Genomic DNA, 15,487 nt, shown 5'->3' on the forward strand with positions numbered 1-15,487 from the left:
GACAGGGACGCACCATGACACACGCAGTGCTGCCTGCCGACACGGACGGCAGGATCGATCAACTGATCCGCGACTCGCTGGACCCCCACGTCGAAGCCATCGACAAGGGCCTGTACCCCGGCGAATTCCTGCAGGCCCTGGGCCGTCTGGGCGGCTTTGGCGCCGCCCTGCCGGTCGAGGCCGGCGGCCTGGGCGGCGATCTGCCCGCCCAGATCGACATCATCGCCCGGGTCGCGCGCACCTGCGGATCGACCGCGTTTCTGGCCTGGTGCCAGGCCACCTGCGCCTGGTACCTGCATCGCAGCGACAATGCCGCAGCCAAGGACCGCTACCTGCAGGCGGTCGCCAGCGGCAGCCTGCTGGCGGGCACCGGCATGTCCAACGCCGTCAAGCACCTGGCCGGCATCGAACGCATCAATCTGCGCGGCCGCCGGGAAGGCGAGGGCTATCGCATCAGCGGAGCCCTGCCCTGGGTCTCGAACCTGGGGCCAGATCACCTGCTGATCGTGGCGGCGGCCCTGGATGACGGCGGCTACGTCATGTTCGCCATCCCGCCCGGCGCCGAGGGCCTGACGCTGCGCGCCTGCCCGACGTTCGCGGGACTGGAAGGCAGCGGCACCTACGGCGTCCGCCTGAAAGACGTCTTCGTGCCTCCCCAGGACGTGCTGTCCGGCCCGGAACATTTCGACGATTACGTGCAGGGCTTCAAACCCGGCTTCCTGCTGATGCAGATCGGCATGGGCGCGGGCCTGGTCCAGGCCAGTCTGGACACCATCCACGCCACCAACCAGCGCCTGCCCCACGTGAACTGCTACCTGGACGACCAGGAAGACGATCTGCAAGCGGCCCTGCAAAAACTGTTGGCGCAGACGCGCGACCTGGCCCGCCAGGGCCCCGCCGCGCCGCTGCTCAACGTCCTGCGCGCCCGCGCCCTGGGATCCGAATTGAGCCTGCGGGCCACCCAGTCGGCCGCCCTGCACGCGGGGGCCGCCGGCTACCTGATGAGCAGCCCGGCCCAGCGCCGTCTGCGCGAGGCCCTGTTCGTGGCCATCGTCACCCCCGCCCTGAAACACCTGCGCAAGGAAATCCACGCGCTGGAACAGCGCCAGGCGGCCTGAACCATGCGCGCCGAAGCCTCCCTGCCCCGAGCCGAAGCCGCGACACCTGCCTGCGTGCTCAGCATCCAGGACATCACCCTGGGCTACGCGGCGGCCGGCCAGCGGGCCGCCGCCCCCGTGCTGGCCGACTTTTCCCTGGACCTGCGGGCCGGCGAGATCATCGCCCTGCTGGGCCCCAGCGGCGTGGGAAAATCATCGCTGCTGCGGGTCCTGGCCGGTCTGCAGCCTTCCCAGGCGGGCGAAATCCGGCTGGGCGGCCAGCGCCTGACCGGCCCGTCGCCCGCCCTGGGCATGGTCTTCCAGGATCCCAGCCTGCTGCCCTGGTTGACCCTGGAAGAAAACGTGGCCTTCGGCCTGGATTTCCGCCACCAGCCCAAGCTGGACGACGACACCCGCCGGCAGCGCGTCCAGCAGGCCATCAGCGAAGTCGGGCTGCAATCCGCCCGGTCCCGCTACCCAGACCAACTGTCGGGCGGCATGGCGCAACGGGCGTCTCTCGCCCGCACGCTGGCCCGCGCGCCCCGCATCCTGCTGCTGGACGAGCCCTTCAGCGCCCTGGATGAAGTCACCCGCCACGAAATGCAGTCGCTGCTGCTGCAGATCCGATCCCAGCATCAGGCGGCCGCCATCCTGGTGACGCACGACATCGACGAGGCCCTGCTGCTGGCCGACCGCATCCTGCTGATCGGCGGCCAGCCCGGCCGCCTGATCGGCCAATGGTCCGTCGATCAGCCCCACCCCCGGGACGAAACCACCGACGAACTGACCAGCCTGCGCGTCCGGATCCTGCAGACCCTGCGCAGCGCCCGCCCACCGAGACCCCAATGACACGATTCAAACTGCTCGATTCCTGCTGCGGCGACGCCGACAATACCCTGGCCCGCCGGCGCCAGTTCCTGAAGCTGTCGGCCATGTTCACCGCCGCCGGCGCGCTGCCGCTGCTGCAGGCCGGCCGCGCGGCCCACGCCGCCGAACCCGACGCGCCCGTGCGCATCGGCTACCTGCCGATCACCGACGCCACGCCGCTGCTGGTCGCCCATCACAACGGCCTGTTCGAAAAGCAGGGGCTCAAGGTCGAGCAGCCCCGGCGCTTTCGCAGCTGGTCGCAGATCGTCGAAGCCTTCCTGAGCGGCCAGGTCAACGTGGTCCACCTGCTGATGCCCATGACCATCTGGTCGCGCTACGGCAGCAAGTCGCCCGCCAAAGTCGTCGCCTGGAACCACACGGAAGGCTCCTGCCTGACCGTCCTGCCCGACGTCAACACGCTGGAAGACCTGGGCGGCACCACGGTGGCCATCCCCTTCTGGTATTCGGTGCACAACATCGTGCTGCAGGCGATCCTGCGCCAGGCCGGACTGGAATTCATCAACGAAGGCGAGCCGACGAAGAAGCAGGTGAAACTGGTCGTCATGTCGCCCGGCGACATGCTGCCCGCCCTGGGCAGCAAGCGGATTTCCGGCTACATCGTGGCCGAACCCTTCAACGCCAAGGCCGAAGAGCTGGGCGTGGGCAAGGTCTGGCGCTTTACCGGCGACGTCTGGCGCAACCACGCCTGCTGCGTGGTCACCATGCACGAACGCGACCTGCAGGAACGCCCGGAATGGTCGCAGAAAGTGGTCAACGGCATCGTCCAGGCCCAGGCCTGGGTGCGCGGCCACCGCGAGGACACGGTCAAGATCCTGGCGCGCAACAACCCGGCCGCCTACACGCCGCACGAGGCCTCGACCCTGGCGCGCGTGCTGCTGCCCTCGGCCGAGCGCGACGCCGCCTACGCGAAGAGCGGCGCCATCCGCCACGCCGACTGGAACGAACTGCGCATCGATTTCCGTCCCTATCCCTACCCCAGCTACACCGAGAAACTGGTGTCGCTGCTGAAGGACACCTACGTCCTGGGCGAAAACGCCTTCCTGAAGAACCTGGATCCCGCCCATGTCGCCCGCGACCTGGTCGACGACCGCTACGTGCGCAAGGCGATCGAAGCGCAAGGCGGCCTGTCGGCCTTCGGCGTCGAGGGCGGCTATACCCGCACGGAAACTTTCGAGGTCAGCTGATGAGCTCCCGTTCCTCCGCCCTGTCGTCCCGCCAGCGCCTGCTGCTCAGCCTGGGCGGCCTGCTGACGCTCCTGCTGCTGTGGGCCGCCGGCATCGGTCTGCTGGGCCAGGACCTCGCCATGGCGCGCCTGTTCGCGCCCGGCCAGGCGCTGCCCAGCCTGGCGCACCTGATCGCGGACAACCAGCTGACCCTGCACACCCTGGTCAGCCTGCGACGCGTGGCGGTGGGCCTGTTCTGGGCGCTGGTGTTCGGCATTCCGCTGGGGCTGGCCATCGGCCTGTCCCGCCGCCTGGAATCCGCGACCAGCGGCGCCTTCCAGTTCCTGCGCATGATCTCGCCGCTGTCCTGGATGCCGATCGCCGTGATGCTGTTCGGCGTGGGCGACGCGCCGATCTATTTCCTGCTGAGCTTCGCCGCAGTCTGGCCCATCATCCTGAACACCAGCGCCGGCGTGCGCCAGCTGGACGCCCGCTGGCTGATGCTGGCCCGCAGCCTGAGCGCCACCCGCGCCGAAATTCTCTGGAAGATCGTGATCCCCGGTTCCCTGGGCCACATGCTGACCGGCCTGCGCCTGGCCATCGGCATCGTCTGGATCATCCTGGTGCCCTGCGAAATGCTGGGCGTCAGTTCCGGCCTGGGTTACTTCATTCTGGATACCCGCGACCGCCTGGCCTATTCCGAACTGATGGCCGTCATCATCCTGATCGGCGCCCTGGGATTCACCCTGGACGCCACCGCCCAGCGCCTGCACCGGCGCTGGGGGCGCGGGCGCTGATCAGCCCAGGATATCCAGCTTCGCCACGCCCAGCGCCAGGGTTTTGGTGCCGACATCATGGAACTCGATGCGGGCCTGGGCCTCGGCGCCGGAACCGCTCAGGGACACGATGGTGCCTTCGCCGAAGCGGCCGTGGCGCACAGTGGCGCCAATGCGGAAACACTGATCTCCGACTGTGACGTCGGGCGTGCGAGTGCGCGGCACGCGCGGCGCAAAGCTGCTGCCGCCATCGCCCTGCCATCCTCCCGCCCCACGCCTGAAAGCGCCGCGCCACGCGGGCTGCTGTTCCGGCGCCGTCGCGCGCTGGCGCGGCGTGATCCACTTCAGATCCTGTTCGGGGATTTCATCCAGGAACCGCGAGCGCAACGCGTAGCGCGTCTGGCCATGCAGCATGCGGCTTTGCGCCAAGGTCAGCGTCAGGCGTTCGCGCGCCCGCGTGATGGCCACGTACATCAGGCGCCGTTCCTCTTCCAGGCCGCCGGCGTCCAGCAGACTGTTTTCATGCGGGAACAGGCCTTCTTCCAGACCGGTGATGAACACGACGTCGAATTCCAGGCCCTTGGCGGCATGCACGGTCATCAGCTGCACCGCGTCTTCGCCCGCCTGCGCCTGGTTGTCGCCCGCCTCCAGCGACGCGTGGCTGAGAAAAGCGCCCAGCGGCGACATCACGGCGGGCGGCGCGACGCCCGCATCGAAGCCGGGATCAGCCGACGGGAAGGCTTCGGCGGCCGGCGCCGCGTCCGAAGCGGCGTTCGCCGCCCCCAGATCGACGGCCTCCGGCGTCACGCCGCCTGCGCCGAATTCCGGAATCCTGCCCGCCACCAGGCCCTGCAGGCCGGCTTCCGCGACGAAGGCGGCGGCCGCATTGACCAGTTCCTGCAGGTTGTCCAACCGGTCCTGCCCCTCGCGGTCGGCCCGGTAGTGGGCCTCCAGGCCGCTGTGATGCACCACGTGGCCGATCAGTTCCGGCAGATCCAGGGACTGGGCGGCCTCGGCCATCTCGCGGATCAGGGTCGCGAAACGGGCCAGGCTGCCGCCGCCCTTGCCCGGCACGTAGGCGACGGCGCCGGCCAGGCTGGTGCCGTACTGCGCGGCCGCGTCGGCCTGCTGTTCCAGTGTCCGCGCGCCGATGCCGCGCGTGGGGAAATTCACCACCCGCATCCAGGAGGTGTCGTCGTGCGGATTGTCGATCAGGCGCAGATAGGCCAGGACATGCTTGATTTCCTGGCGCTCGAAGAAGCGCTGGCCGCCATACACGCGATACGGCACGCGGGCGGAAAACAGGGCGTGTTCGATGGGCCGCGATTGCGCGTTGCTGCGATACAGCACGGCAATCTGGTGCGCCGGCCGGCCCTCGCGCAACAGGGCCCGGATCTCGTCGACCAGCCACTGGGCCTCCATCTGGTCGGAGGCCTGTTCCACCACGCGCAGGGGTTCGCCGTCGCCCGCCTCGGTCCACAGGTTCTTGCCCAGGCGGTGGGCATTGTGCGCGATCAGGGCGTTGGCGGCGTCCAGGATGTGGCCGTGGGAGCGGTAATTCTGTTCCAGGCGGATGACGTTGCCGTGCGCATGGCGCTGCTCGAAATCCGCCATATTGCCGACGTTCGCCCCCCGGAAGGCGTAGATGGACTGGTCGTCGTCGCCCACCGCGAAGACGGGCGTCAAGTTGCCCGCCAGCAGCATCAGCCAGCGGTACTGCAGCACGTTCGTATCCTGGAACTCATCGACCAGGATATGCTGGAAACGCCGCTGGTAATGTTCGCGGATCGTGGCCTCGCGCTGCAGCAGTTCGTAGGCCCGCAGCAGCAGTTCGCCGAAGTCCACCACGCCCTCGCGCTCGCACTGGTCCTGATAGCGCTGGTACAGGTCCGCCAGCCGCCGCGCATGGTTGTCATGCACGTCCAGGTCCTTGGGACGCAGACCGTCTTCCTTGGCGCCGTTGATCATGCGCTGCACGTCGCGCGGCGGGAAGCGCTCGTCATCCACGCCGTTGGCCTTGAGCATGCGCTTGATGGCCGACAACTGATCGGCGCTGTCCAGGATCTGGAAGGTCTGCGGCAGGCCGGCCTCGCGGAAATGCGCCCGCAGCAGGCGGTTGCACAGGCCGTGGAAGGTGCCGACCCACATGCCGCGCGTATTGATGGGCAGCAGGGCCGACAGCCGCGACAGCATTTCGCGGGCGGCCTTGTTGGTGAAGGTGACGGCCAGCAGGCCGAAGGGGCCGACCTGGCCCGTCTGGATCAGCCACGCCATGCGCGTGGTCAGCACCCGGGTCTTGCCGCTGCCCGCCCCCGCGAGGACGAGAGCATGCTGCGCCGGCAGGGTGACGGCGGCGCGTTGTTGTTCGTTCAGACCTTCAATCATGCAGCATAGGAGCGTAGTCGATACGCGAATTGTTCCAGGCCCTCGATGCCGCTGGCCTGCGCCCGCTGGCACCAGGCCCGCAAATCGGCCAGCAACTGGTCGCTGCTGGCGCTGGAGGATTCCCACAGGGCCGTCAGTTCGCGGCGCATCTGCAGCAGTGTGGACAGGGCCGGCGCCGCGGACAGCACGTGCGCCACCTGGGCCTGCCCGACAGGCGCCGGCGCCTGCGGATCGCGCACCAGCCATTTCCTGCATTGCCGCAGCAACTGGCGTTCGGCCAGGCAGCGGCGCAGTTTCAGGGCCTTGAGTTCGTGCGCCACAGTGGCCTTGACCATGCGGGAATAGCGGGCCAGAACGTCGTAGCGGTGGGCGATGATGCCCTGAAGCTGATCCTGGCCGAGGGATTCGATGGCCACCGGCCCACCGGCCTGCCACTGCAGGCGCGGCGCCACGCGGCGCACCTGCGCCAGGCGCAGGGCCTGCAGCACCCGGATATACCCCCAGCCCAGGTCGATTTCGTACCATCTGGACGAGAACTTCGCCGAGGTGCCGTAGGCGTGGTGGTTGTTGTGCAGTTCCTCGCCGCCGATCAGCAGGCCCCAGGGCGACACGTTGGTGCTGTCGTCCGGGCAGGCGAAATTGCGGTAGCCCCAGGCATGCCCCAGGCCGTTGACCACGCCGGCGGCCCAGAACGGAATCCAGGCCATCTGCACGGCCCAGATGGTCAGGCCGATCACGCCGAACAGCGCCAGATCGATCGCCAGCATCAGGCCGATGCCCAGCAGGTTATGGCGGCGGTACAGATGCCGTTCCAGCCAGTCGTCGGGTGTGCCGTGGCTGTAGCGCCGCAGGGTTTCCTCGTTCTGCGCCTCGTCGCGATACAGTTCCGCGCCCCGGAAGAACACCTGCGCCAGGCCGAAGACGGCCGGCGAATGAGGGTCGCCCTCGCGTTCGCATTTGGCGTGGTGCTTGCGGTGGATGGCGACCCATTCGCGCGTGATCATGCCCGTGGTCAGCCACAGCCAGAACCGGAAGAAATGCACCACGGCCGGGTGCAGGTCCACCCCCCGGTGCGCCTGGCTGCGGTGCAGGTACAGGGTGACGGCCACGATGGTGACGTGGGTCAGGACCAGGGTGACGGCCAGCAAGGCCCAGGGGCCCAGCTGCAGGACGCCGCCCTGCAAAAAGGATAGCCAGGTATTCATGGTGTTCGAGTGGGTGTCCGCGGATTCGGGGAATGCTTTCAGTGTAGACCACGGGGGCCCGCACGGGAAGAATGGGTGTCGCGCCCGGCGCGAGCCGGGCGCGACTGCCCCGTCAGGCCGGATCGGCCTCCGGATCCGGATCCGCGGCCTGCGCGGCCGGGGATGCCTCGGGGGCGCGGCGCTGCATGACGGCGGCAAAGAAGCCGTCCGTGCCATGCACGTCGGGGCGCAAGTGCAGCATCGGCCCGTCCAGGCTCAGTTCGATGCCGCGTTCGCGCAGGATGGCGCCGGCGTCCAGCAAGGTGAACTCGGGATGCGCGTCCAGGAAGGCCTGCACCTGCTGTTCGTTTTCCTCCGGCAGCAGGCTGCAGCTGGCATAGACCAGCCGGCCGCCCGGCCGCACGCAGGCGGACGCGTCCTGCAGGATGGCCGCCTGGGTCGCGCGCAGCTGTTCCAGCGATTCGGGATGCTGGCGCCATTTAAGGTCCGGATTGCGCCGCAGGGTGCCCAGGCCGCTGCAGGGCGCGTCCACCAGCACCCGGTGCGCCTTGCCGCGCAGGCGCTTGACGCGCTGGTCGTGGCGTTCGGCGATCGCCACCGGGACGATGTTTGACAGGCCGCTGCGGGCGAAGCGCGGCTTGGCCCGCGCCAGGCGGGCGGGCGACACGTCGAAGGCGTACAGGCGCCCGGTGGAGCGCATCAGCGCCCCCAGCAGCAGCGTCTTGCCCCCGGCTCCGGCGCAGTAGTCGATGACCATCTCCCCGCGCTTGGGGGCGACCAGCGCGGCCAGCAGCTGGCTGCCCTCGTCCTGCACCTCGATGTCGCCGCGCTCGAAGGAGGCCCAGCGATTCACCGGCGGACGCCCCTGGATGCGGATGCCCCAGGGCGAATAAGGAGTGGCCTGCGCCGCCCAGCGGGCCTCCGGCCCCTGCGCCCAGGCGGACAGCACGGCGGCCCGGTCCGTCTTGAACGGATTGACGCGCAGGTCCAGCGGCGCCGGCTGATTCAGGGCCTGCAGCAGGGACTCGGCATCGGCCAGGCCGGCCAGACGCGTTTCCAGCCATTCCGGCACGCTGTAGCGCACGCCGACGGGCAGGCTGTCCACCGCGAAGGCCTGGACATAATCCAGCCAGGCGCGTTCGTGCTCGTCCAGCCCCGTGTCCAGCGTGCTGCGCGGCCAGACCGACGCCAGGCCCAGCACCGCCAGGCGGCGGGTCGCGGCGCCCTGGCCGCTTTCGGCGAACTGCCGGTAGCGGCGCAGGTGGCGCAGCACGTCGAACACGGCTTCGGCGATTTCCCCCCGGTCGCGCGGCCCGGCATTGCCATGGGCGCGGAACCAGTGCGACAGCACGGCATCGGCCGGGTACTGCCACTGCAGGACTTCGCCCAGCACCTGGCGGACCTGTTCGATGCGGGCGGCGGCCATGACATAGGGCCGCGCCGGCGCCTGGTCCGCGCCCTGCCGGCTTGCGGGCGAACGCGCGGGGCGATCCCCCGAAGCGCGCTTCGGAGGACGCTCGCGCCCCGCGGCGCCCTGCGTCCGCCGGTCGTCGGCGCGCCGGGGACGGCTGTCCGAGGGGCGTGTGCGGGACCGATCCCGCGATTCATTCGTGCTCATGACGATCCTGTGATTCAAAAAGTGTGTCGCCCATCCAGGCCCGGTGCTGGACGCCGGCCACCCGTACCCTGCCGTCCTCTTCCAGCGTCACCCGGCCTTCGGCCAGCCAGCGCAGCACCTGCGCGTACACCCGGTGTTCGACCGGCAGCAGGCGGGCCGCCAGGCTGTCCGGCGTGTCGGATGCCAGCACGGGAATGACGCCCTGGGCGATGATGGGGCCATGATCCAGCACGGGCGTGACGAAATGCACAGTGCAGCCATGCCACTGCACCCCCTGGGCCAGCGCCTGCTGGTGCGTGTGCAGGCCCGGAAACGTCGGCAGCAGGGACGGATGGATGTTGATGACGCGGCCATTGAAATGCCGCACGAAATCGTTGCCCAGCACCCGCATGAAGCCGGCCAGCAGGATGACGTCCGGCTCGAGCGCATCCAGCCGGGCCAGCAGGGCCGCATCGAAGGCGTCGCGGCTGTCGAAGTCCCGATGCGACAGGCATTCGGCCGGCAGGCCCCGGGCGCGCGCCCAGTCCAGCCCCGCCGCATCGGCCCGGTTGGACAGCACGGCGCAGATCCGCACCGGCAGGCGGTCGGCGGCGACGACGTCCACCAGCGCCTGCATGTTCGAGCCCCGGCCCGAAATCAGGATGACCGCCCGCAACGGCCGTTCGGGGGTATGCTCCATGCGCGTGCTCTCCGACATAAAATCAAGGGCTAAACCCGAAATTGTAAACTCTCCGACGTGAAATCCGTTCCCCGCCTCTACCGCGCGCTGCCCCGGCGCGACACCAGCGCCGCCAGCGCCCTGACCATCGGCAACTTCGACGGCGTGCACCGGGGGCACCAGGCCATCCTGGCGCAAGTGCGCGGCCAGGCTCAGGCCCGGGGACTGGAGCCCACGGTCATGACCTTCGCACCCCACCCCAGGGCCTTCTTCGCCCGCCGGGGCGGCCGGCCGGAACTCATCCCCACCCAGATCAGCAGCCTGCGCGACAAGGTCGCCCTGCTCGCGGACCAGGGCATGCGCCAGATCGTCATCCAGCGCTTCGACCAGCGCCTGGCCGACATGAGCGCGGAAGACTTCATCCGCCGGCTGCTGGTGCGGGGCCTGAACACCCGCTGGCTGCTGGTGGGCGAGGACTTCCGCTACGGCCACAAGCGCAGCGGCGACATCGACCTGCTGCGGCGCATGGGCCGGGAACACGGCTTCACGGTGGAGACCATCGCCGACGTCAACGACGGCCACGGGCAGCGCATTTCCAGTTCGGCCCTGCGCACGGCGCTGGCCGTGGGCAATCTGACCCACAGCTGCGAGCTGCTGGGCGGCCCTTTCCGCATCAGCGGCCACGTCGTCCACGGCCAGAAGCTGGGGCGCGACCTGGGCTTCCCGACCCTGAACCTGCGCGTTCCCGCGCCCTGCGCGGCGCGTTCCGGCATCTACATCGTGCGGGTGCACGGCCTGAACGGAGCCCCGCTGCCGGGCGTCGCCAGCCTGGGCGTGCGGCCCACCGTGACCCGCGACGGCCCCCTGCTGCTGGAGACCCACATCCTCGATCAGCAGGTGAACGCCTACGGTAAACTGGTGTGCGTCGAATTCCTCGAATTTCTGCGCGACGAGGAATCCTTTCCTGACTTAACCACCCTGATCGCCGCCATCCGCCAGGACGTGCAAGGCGCTCGCGACTATTTCGCCTCCCATGGACTATAGAGACACCCTGAACCTGCCCGAATCCCCTTTCCCCATGCGGGGCAACCTGGCCAAACGCGAGCCGGGCTGGATCGCCGCCTGGGAGGAAAAAAAGATTTACGCAGTCATTCGGGCAGCCGCCAAGGGACGGCCGAAATTCACGCTGCACGACGGCCCGCCGTATGCCAACGGCGATATCCACATCGGCCACGCCGTCAACAAGATCCTCAAGGACATCATCGTCAAGAGCCGCGACATGGCCGGCTTCGACGCCCAGTACGTGCCCGGCTGGGACTGTCACGGCATGCCGATCGAGATCCAGATCGAAAAGAAGTACGGCAAGCACCTGCCGGTCGCGGAGGTCCAGTCCAAGGCCCGCGCCTACGCGACCGAACAGATCGAGCGCCAGCGCACCGACTTCAAGCGCCTGGGCGTACTGGGCGAATGGGACAACCCCTACCTGACCATGAATCCGCACAACGAGGCGGATGAACTGCGGGCGCTGGCCCGCATCATGGAAAAAGGCTTCGTGTTCCGCGGCCTGAAGCCCGTGAACTGGTGCTTCGACTGCGGTTCCGCCCTGGCGGAAGCCGAGGTCGAATACGCCGACCGCAAGGATCCGTCCGTGGACGTGGCCTTCGCCTTCGAGGACCGCGCCGCCGTGGCCCGCGCCTTCGGCCTGCCCGGCGAAGTCGACGCCGGCGCCATCGTCATCTGGACGACCACGCCCTGGACCATCCCGGCCAACCAGGCGCTCAACATCCACCCGGACCACGAATACGCGCTGCTGCGGCTGCGCCAGCCCCGCGCCACCGGCCCCCTGCTGATCGTCGCCAGCGAACTGGCCGAATCCTGCCTGCAGCGCTGGGGTCTGGAAGGCGAGATCATCGCCCGCGCGTCCGGCCAGGCCCTGGCCGGCCTGGCGTTCCGCCACCCGCTCCACGACGCGGACGCCGGCTACCGCCGCCTGTCGCCCATCTACCTGGGCGACTACGTCACCCTGGATTCGGGCACGGGCGTGGTGCACTCCGCCCCCGCCTACGGGGTGGAGGACTTCATTTCCTGCAAGGCGCACGGCCTGAGCGACGCGGACATGCTCAATCCCGTCATGGGCAACGGCTACTACGCCGACAGCCTGCCGCTCTTTGGCGGCGAACTGATCTGGAAGGCCAACCCGAAGATCGTCGAGGCCCTGGACCAGGCCGGCAGCCTGCTGCACACCGAATCGCACACCCACAGCTACATGCACTGCTGGCGCCACAAGACGCCGATCATCTATCGCGCCACCAGCCAGTGGTTCGCGGGTATGGACGTGCAGCCCGCCAGCGGCCCGACCCTGCGCGAAATGGCCCTGACGGGCGTGGACAACACCGCCTTCTACCCGGCCTGGGGCCGCGCCCGGCTGCACGCCATGATCGCCAACCGGCCCGACTGGACGCTGTCCCGCCAGCGCCAATGGGGCGTGCCCATGGCCTTTTTCGTGCACAAGGAAACCGGCGCCCTGCATCCGCGCACGCCGGAACTGCTGGATCAGGTGGCCGAACGCGTCGAACGCGACGGCATCGAGGCCTGGCAGACCCTGGATCCCCGCGACCTGCTGGGCGACGAGGCCGATCTCTACGAAAAGAACCGCGACACGCTGGACGTCTGGTTCGATTCCGGCACCACCCACGCCACGGTGCTGGGCGGCCAGGATCATCGCCTGAAGGGCTCCCACGCCGATCAGCTGGGCTGGCCGGCCGATCTGTACCTGGAAGGCTCCGATCAGCACCGGGGCTGGTTCCACTCGTCCCTGCTGACCGGCTGCATGCTCTACGGCCGCCCGCCCTACAAAGCCCTGCTGACCCACGGCTTCGTGGTCGACGGCCAGGGCAAGAAAATGAGCAAGTCCGTGGGCAATGTGGTCTATCCGCAGGAAATCGCCAATTCCCTGGGCGCGGAAATCCTGCGCCTCTGGACCGCGTCCACCGACTATTCCGGCGAACTGTCCATCTCCAAGCAGATCCTGGACCGGGTCGTCGAATCCTACCGGCGCATCCGCAACACGCTGAAGTTCCTGCTGGGCAATCTGGCGGATTTCAACCCCGCCGCCGACCTGCTGGCGCCCGATGAACTGCTGGAAATCGACCGCTACGCCCTGCAGATGACGGCCGCCATGCAGGCCGAGGTCCTGTCCGCCTACGAACGCTACGAGTTCCACACAGCCGTCGCCCGGCTGCAGATCTTCTGTTCCGAGGATCTGGGCGCCTTCTACCTGGACGTTCTGAAGGACCGTCTCTACACCACCGGCAAGGACAGTCAGGCCCGCCGCGCCGCCCAGACCGCCCTGCACCACATCACGCATGCGCTGCTGAAACTGCTGGCTCCGATCCTGTCGTTCACGGTGGAAGAAGCCTGGACCGACCTGGGCGGCAACCCGGCATCGCCCACGATCTTCACGGAACGTTTCCACGCCGTGCCCGTGCCGGCCGACGCCGCCCAGCTGGCGACCCGCTGGGCCCGCCTGCGCGAGATCCGCGCCGACACCATGCGCGAGATCGAAGCCGTGCGCACGCGCGGGGAAATCGGCTCCTCGCTGGCGGCGGAAGTCGATTACCGCGCCAGCGGCGAGGATCTGGCCCTGCTGCAAAGCCTGGGCGAGGACCTGCGCTTCGTCATGCTGGTGTCGCGCGCCGACGCGCACGCCGCCGAGGGCGCCCTGGCGATCCAGGTTCAGGCCACGACGCACGAGAAGTGCGGGCGCTGCTGGCACCACCGGGCCGACGTGGGCCGCGACGCGCAGCACCCCGAACTGTGCGGACGCTGCGCCGACAACCTGTTCGGCGACGGCGAACGGCGCAGCCATGCCTAAGGCGCCGTCCACCCGCCGCGACGTGGCGCAACCCGCCGCCTCCGCCCTGGTCGCGCCGCCGGCCGACGCCCCGGCCCGGTCGGTGCGAAGCCGGCTGCGTTCCCTGGCGGGATGGCTGCTGCTGGCCGCGGCGCTGGTGCTGCTGGACCAGGCCACCAAGGCCTGGGTCTCGGGCAGCCTGGTCTATGCCCAGCGCATCCACGTCCTGCCGGTCTTCGACCTGACCCTGCTGTTCAACACGGGCGCCGCCTTCAGCTTCCTGGCCGACGGCGGGGGCTCGCAGCGCTGGCTTTTCACGGGCATCGCCCTGATCGCCGCCGTGCTGATCCTGCGCTGGCTCTACACCCACGCCGGCCAGCGCCTGCTGTGCGCGGCGCTGGCCGGCATCCTGGGAGGCGCCCTGGGCAACGCCCTGGACCGCCTGATGCACGGCCACGTCGTGGACTTCCTGCTGTTCTACTGGCGGGACTGGTATTTCCCGGCCTTCAATCTGGCCGACATCGCCATCACCTGCGGCGCCGGGCTGCTGATCCTGGACGAGATCCTGCGCAGCCGCCGCGCCCACCGATCATAGGGGACCCGCCATGCCGGATCTGTCAGGCAAACGCATCATCCTGGGGCTGACGGGCGGAATCGCCTGCTACAAATCCGCCGAACTGCTGCGCCGCCTGCAGGACGAAGGCGCCACGGTGGACGTCGTCATGACCGAGGCCGCCACCGGCTTCATCACGCCGGCGACGATGCAGGCCCTGTCCGGGCGGCCCGTCTGGGTCGACGCCTGGGACAGCCGGATGGACAACCGCATGGCCCACATCAACCTGACGCGCGGCGCCGACGCCGTGCTGATCGTGCCGGCCAGCACCGATTTCCTGGCGAAGCTGGCCCACGGCCTGGCCGACGACCTGCTGGCGACCCTGTGCGTGGCCCGCGGTTCGGTGCCGCTGCTGGCGGCGCCCGCCATGAACCACGAGATGTGGACCCACCCGGCCACCCAGCGCAACGCCGCCCAGCTGCGGGCCGACGGCGTCACCCTGATCGGCCCGGCCGAAGGCAGCCAGGCCTGCGGGGAAAGCGGGTCCGGCCGCATGATGGAGCCGGACCAGATCCTGCGCGCCGTGATCGCGTTCTTCCAGCCCAAGGTCCTGGCCGGCCGGCGCGTGCTGCTGACCGCCGGCCCCACCAGTGAAGTCATCGATCCGGTGCGCGTGCTGACGAACCGCTCATCCGGGCGCATGGGTTATGCCCTGGCCAGAGCGGCCGCCGAGGCCGGCGCCCAGGTCACGCTGATCTCGGGCCCCACGGCCCTGCCGTGTCCCGACGGCGTCACGCGCATCGACGCGTCCCAGGCCCGCGACATGCATGCCGCCGCGCTGGCGCACGCGCCCCGATCGGACCTGTTCATCGCGGTGGCGGCCGTGGCCGACTGGGGCATCGCCAACCCGTCCGCCCTCAAGCTGAAGAAACAGGCCGGCGGCCAGCCGCCCGCCCTGGACTTCATCCAGAACCCCGACATCCTGGCCGACGTCGCCGCGCTGCCCGACGGCCCCTGGTGCGTGGGCTTCGCGGCGGAAACCGATCATCTGCACGAGCACGCCCAGGCCAAGCGCCAGCGCAAGAACATCCCCGTGATCGTCGGCAATCTGGCCCAGCAGGCCATGGACGCCAGCGACACCGAACTGGTCATCTTCGACGAGGCGGGCGCCCACCCCCTGCCGCGCCAGGCCAAGCTGCAGGCCGCCCGCCAACTGGTGGCCTGGATCGCCGAACACATGCCCCGCGCCTGAAATCAGCGTAATGTGAACGAACGAGGCAAGCCCGATACG

Annotated in this window: 12 protein-coding genes; 8 read left to right on the forward strand and 4 right to left on the reverse strand. The window is 69.2% G+C overall.

Going from position 1 to position 15,487, the window contains the following annotated elements; all coding sequences use genetic code 11:
* The first annotated feature begins 14 nt into the window (after window positions 1-14).
* From Q0263_RS14165 to Q0263_RS14180, 4 genes are read left to right on the forward strand one after another with little or no spacing between them, the layout of a single operon-like run.
* A complete protein-coding gene (locus Q0263_RS14165) occupies window positions 15-1,118 on the forward strand; it encodes an acyl-CoA dehydrogenase family protein (protein ID WP_298017441.1) in 1,104 nt (367 codons plus the stop codon).
* A gap of 3 nt (window positions 1,119-1,121) precedes the next feature.
* Complete coding sequence (locus Q0263_RS14170) at window positions 1,122-1,946, forward strand: ABC transporter ATP-binding protein (RefSeq protein WP_298017444.1); 825 nt, start codon at window positions 1,122-1,124, stop codon at window positions 1,944-1,946.
* Complete coding sequence (locus Q0263_RS14175; RefSeq protein ID WP_298017447.1) at window positions 1,943-3,169, forward strand: ABC transporter substrate-binding protein; 1,227 nt, start codon at window positions 1,943-1,945, stop codon at window positions 3,167-3,169. Before Q0263_RS14170 ends, Q0263_RS14175 begins: the two co-directional genes overlap by 4 nt.
* Complete coding sequence (locus Q0263_RS14180) at window positions 3,169-3,945, forward strand: ABC transporter permease (RefSeq protein WP_298017450.1); 777 nt, start codon at window positions 3,169-3,171, stop codon at window positions 3,943-3,945. The genes Q0263_RS14175 and Q0263_RS14180 overlap by 1 nt, the downstream gene beginning before the upstream one ends.
* Here the strand turns inward: Q0263_RS14180 and Q0263_RS14185 are convergent, their stop codons facing one another.
* The 4 genes from Q0263_RS14185 to purN form a co-directional block, all read right to left on the reverse strand.
* Complete coding sequence (locus Q0263_RS14185; protein WP_298017453.1) at window positions 3,946-6,309, reverse strand: UvrD-helicase domain-containing protein; 2,364 nt, start codon at window positions 6,307-6,309, stop codon at window positions 3,946-3,948.
* A complete protein-coding gene (locus Q0263_RS14190; protein WP_298017456.1) occupies window positions 6,306-7,514 on the reverse strand; it encodes a fatty acid desaturase in 1,209 nt (402 codons plus the stop codon). The genes Q0263_RS14185 and Q0263_RS14190 overlap by 4 nt, the downstream gene beginning before the upstream one ends.
* A 112-nt stretch (window positions 7,515-7,626) precedes the next feature.
* On the reverse strand, window positions 7,627-8,907 hold the full coding sequence (locus Q0263_RS14195; RefSeq protein WP_366140720.1) for an RsmB/NOP family class I SAM-dependent RNA methyltransferase: 1,281 nt from the start codon (window positions 8,905-8,907) through the stop codon (window positions 7,627-7,629).
* A gap of 211 nt (window positions 8,908-9,118) precedes the next feature.
* Window positions 9,119-9,811 carry a phosphoribosylglycinamide formyltransferase gene (purN, locus tag Q0263_RS14200; protein ID WP_298017461.1) on the reverse strand — a complete coding sequence of 231 codons (693 nt, stop codon included), beginning with the start codon at window positions 9,809-9,811 and terminating at the stop codon, window positions 9,119-9,121.
* 57 nt (window positions 9,812-9,868) lie between these two features.
* On the opposite strand from purN, the gene Q0263_RS14205 reads away from it, so the two are divergent.
* Genes Q0263_RS14205 through coaBC form a run of 4 tightly spaced genes read left to right on the forward strand, consistent with a single transcriptional unit; the run spans window position 9,869 to window position 15,448 of the window.
* Window positions 9,869-10,834, forward strand: a complete 966-nt coding sequence (locus Q0263_RS14205; protein WP_298017463.1) for a bifunctional riboflavin kinase/FAD synthetase — start codon at window positions 9,869-9,871, stop codon at window positions 10,832-10,834.
* Window positions 10,824-13,664, forward strand: a complete 2,841-nt coding sequence (ileS, locus tag Q0263_RS14210; protein WP_298017467.1) for an isoleucine--tRNA ligase — start codon at window positions 10,824-10,826, stop codon at window positions 13,662-13,664. The genes Q0263_RS14205 and ileS overlap by 11 nt, the downstream gene beginning before the upstream one ends.
* Window positions 13,657-14,238, forward strand: coding sequence for a signal peptidase II (gene lspA / locus Q0263_RS14215; protein ID WP_298017470.1), 582 nt, complete (start codon window positions 13,657-13,659; stop codon window positions 14,236-14,238). The genes ileS and lspA overlap by 8 nt, the downstream gene beginning before the upstream one ends.
* 10 nt (window positions 14,239-14,248) lie before the next feature.
* Window positions 14,249-15,448, forward strand: coding sequence for a bifunctional phosphopantothenoylcysteine decarboxylase/phosphopantothenate--cysteine ligase CoaBC (coaBC, locus tag Q0263_RS14220; protein WP_298017473.1), 1,200 nt, complete (start codon window positions 14,249-14,251; stop codon window positions 15,446-15,448).
* The last annotated feature ends 39 nt before the right edge of the window (window positions 15,449-15,487 follow it).

The sequence above is a fragment of the uncultured Castellaniella sp. genome, from assembly GCF_937988725.1.
In the GTDB taxonomy this organism is placed as follows: Bacteria; Pseudomonadota; Gammaproteobacteria; order Burkholderiales; family Burkholderiaceae_B; genus Castellaniella.

What these genes read in the sequence shown, in the direction of transcription:
- Q0263_RS14165 (WP_298017441.1), top strand. Translation starts at nt 15, where the DNA reads ATGACACACGCAGTGCTGCCTGCCGACACGGACGGCAGGATCGATCAA.
- Q0263_RS14170 (WP_298017444.1), top strand. Translation starts at nt 1,122, where the DNA reads ATGCGCGCCGAAGCCTCCCTGCCCCGAGCCGAAGCCGCGACACCTGCC.
- Q0263_RS14175 (WP_298017447.1), top strand. Translation starts at nt 1,943, where the DNA reads ATGACACGATTCAAACTGCTCGATTCCTGCTGCGGCGACGCCGACAAT.
- Q0263_RS14180 (WP_298017450.1), top strand. Translation starts at nt 3,169, where the DNA reads ATGAGCTCCCGTTCCTCCGCCCTGTCGTCCCGCCAGCGCCTGCTGCTC.
- Q0263_RS14185 (WP_298017453.1), bottom strand. Translation starts at nt 6,309, where the DNA reads ATGATTGAAGGTCTGAACGAACAACAACGCGCCGCCGTCACCCTGCCG.
- Q0263_RS14190 (WP_298017456.1), bottom strand. Translation starts at nt 7,514, where the DNA reads ATGAATACCTGGCTATCCTTTTTGCAGGGCGGCGTCCTGCAGCTGGGC.
- purN (WP_298017461.1), bottom strand. Translation starts at nt 9,811, where the DNA reads ATGGAGCATACCCCCGAACGGCCGTTGCGGGCGGTCATCCTGATTTCG.
- ileS (WP_298017467.1), top strand. Translation starts at nt 10,824, where the DNA reads ATGGACTATAGAGACACCCTGAACCTGCCCGAATCCCCTTTCCCCATG.
- lspA (WP_298017470.1), top strand. Translation starts at nt 13,657, where the DNA reads ATGCCTAAGGCGCCGTCCACCCGCCGCGACGTGGCGCAACCCGCCGCC.
- coaBC (WP_298017473.1), top strand. Translation starts at nt 14,249, where the DNA reads ATGCCGGATCTGTCAGGCAAACGCATCATCCTGGGGCTGACGGGCGGA.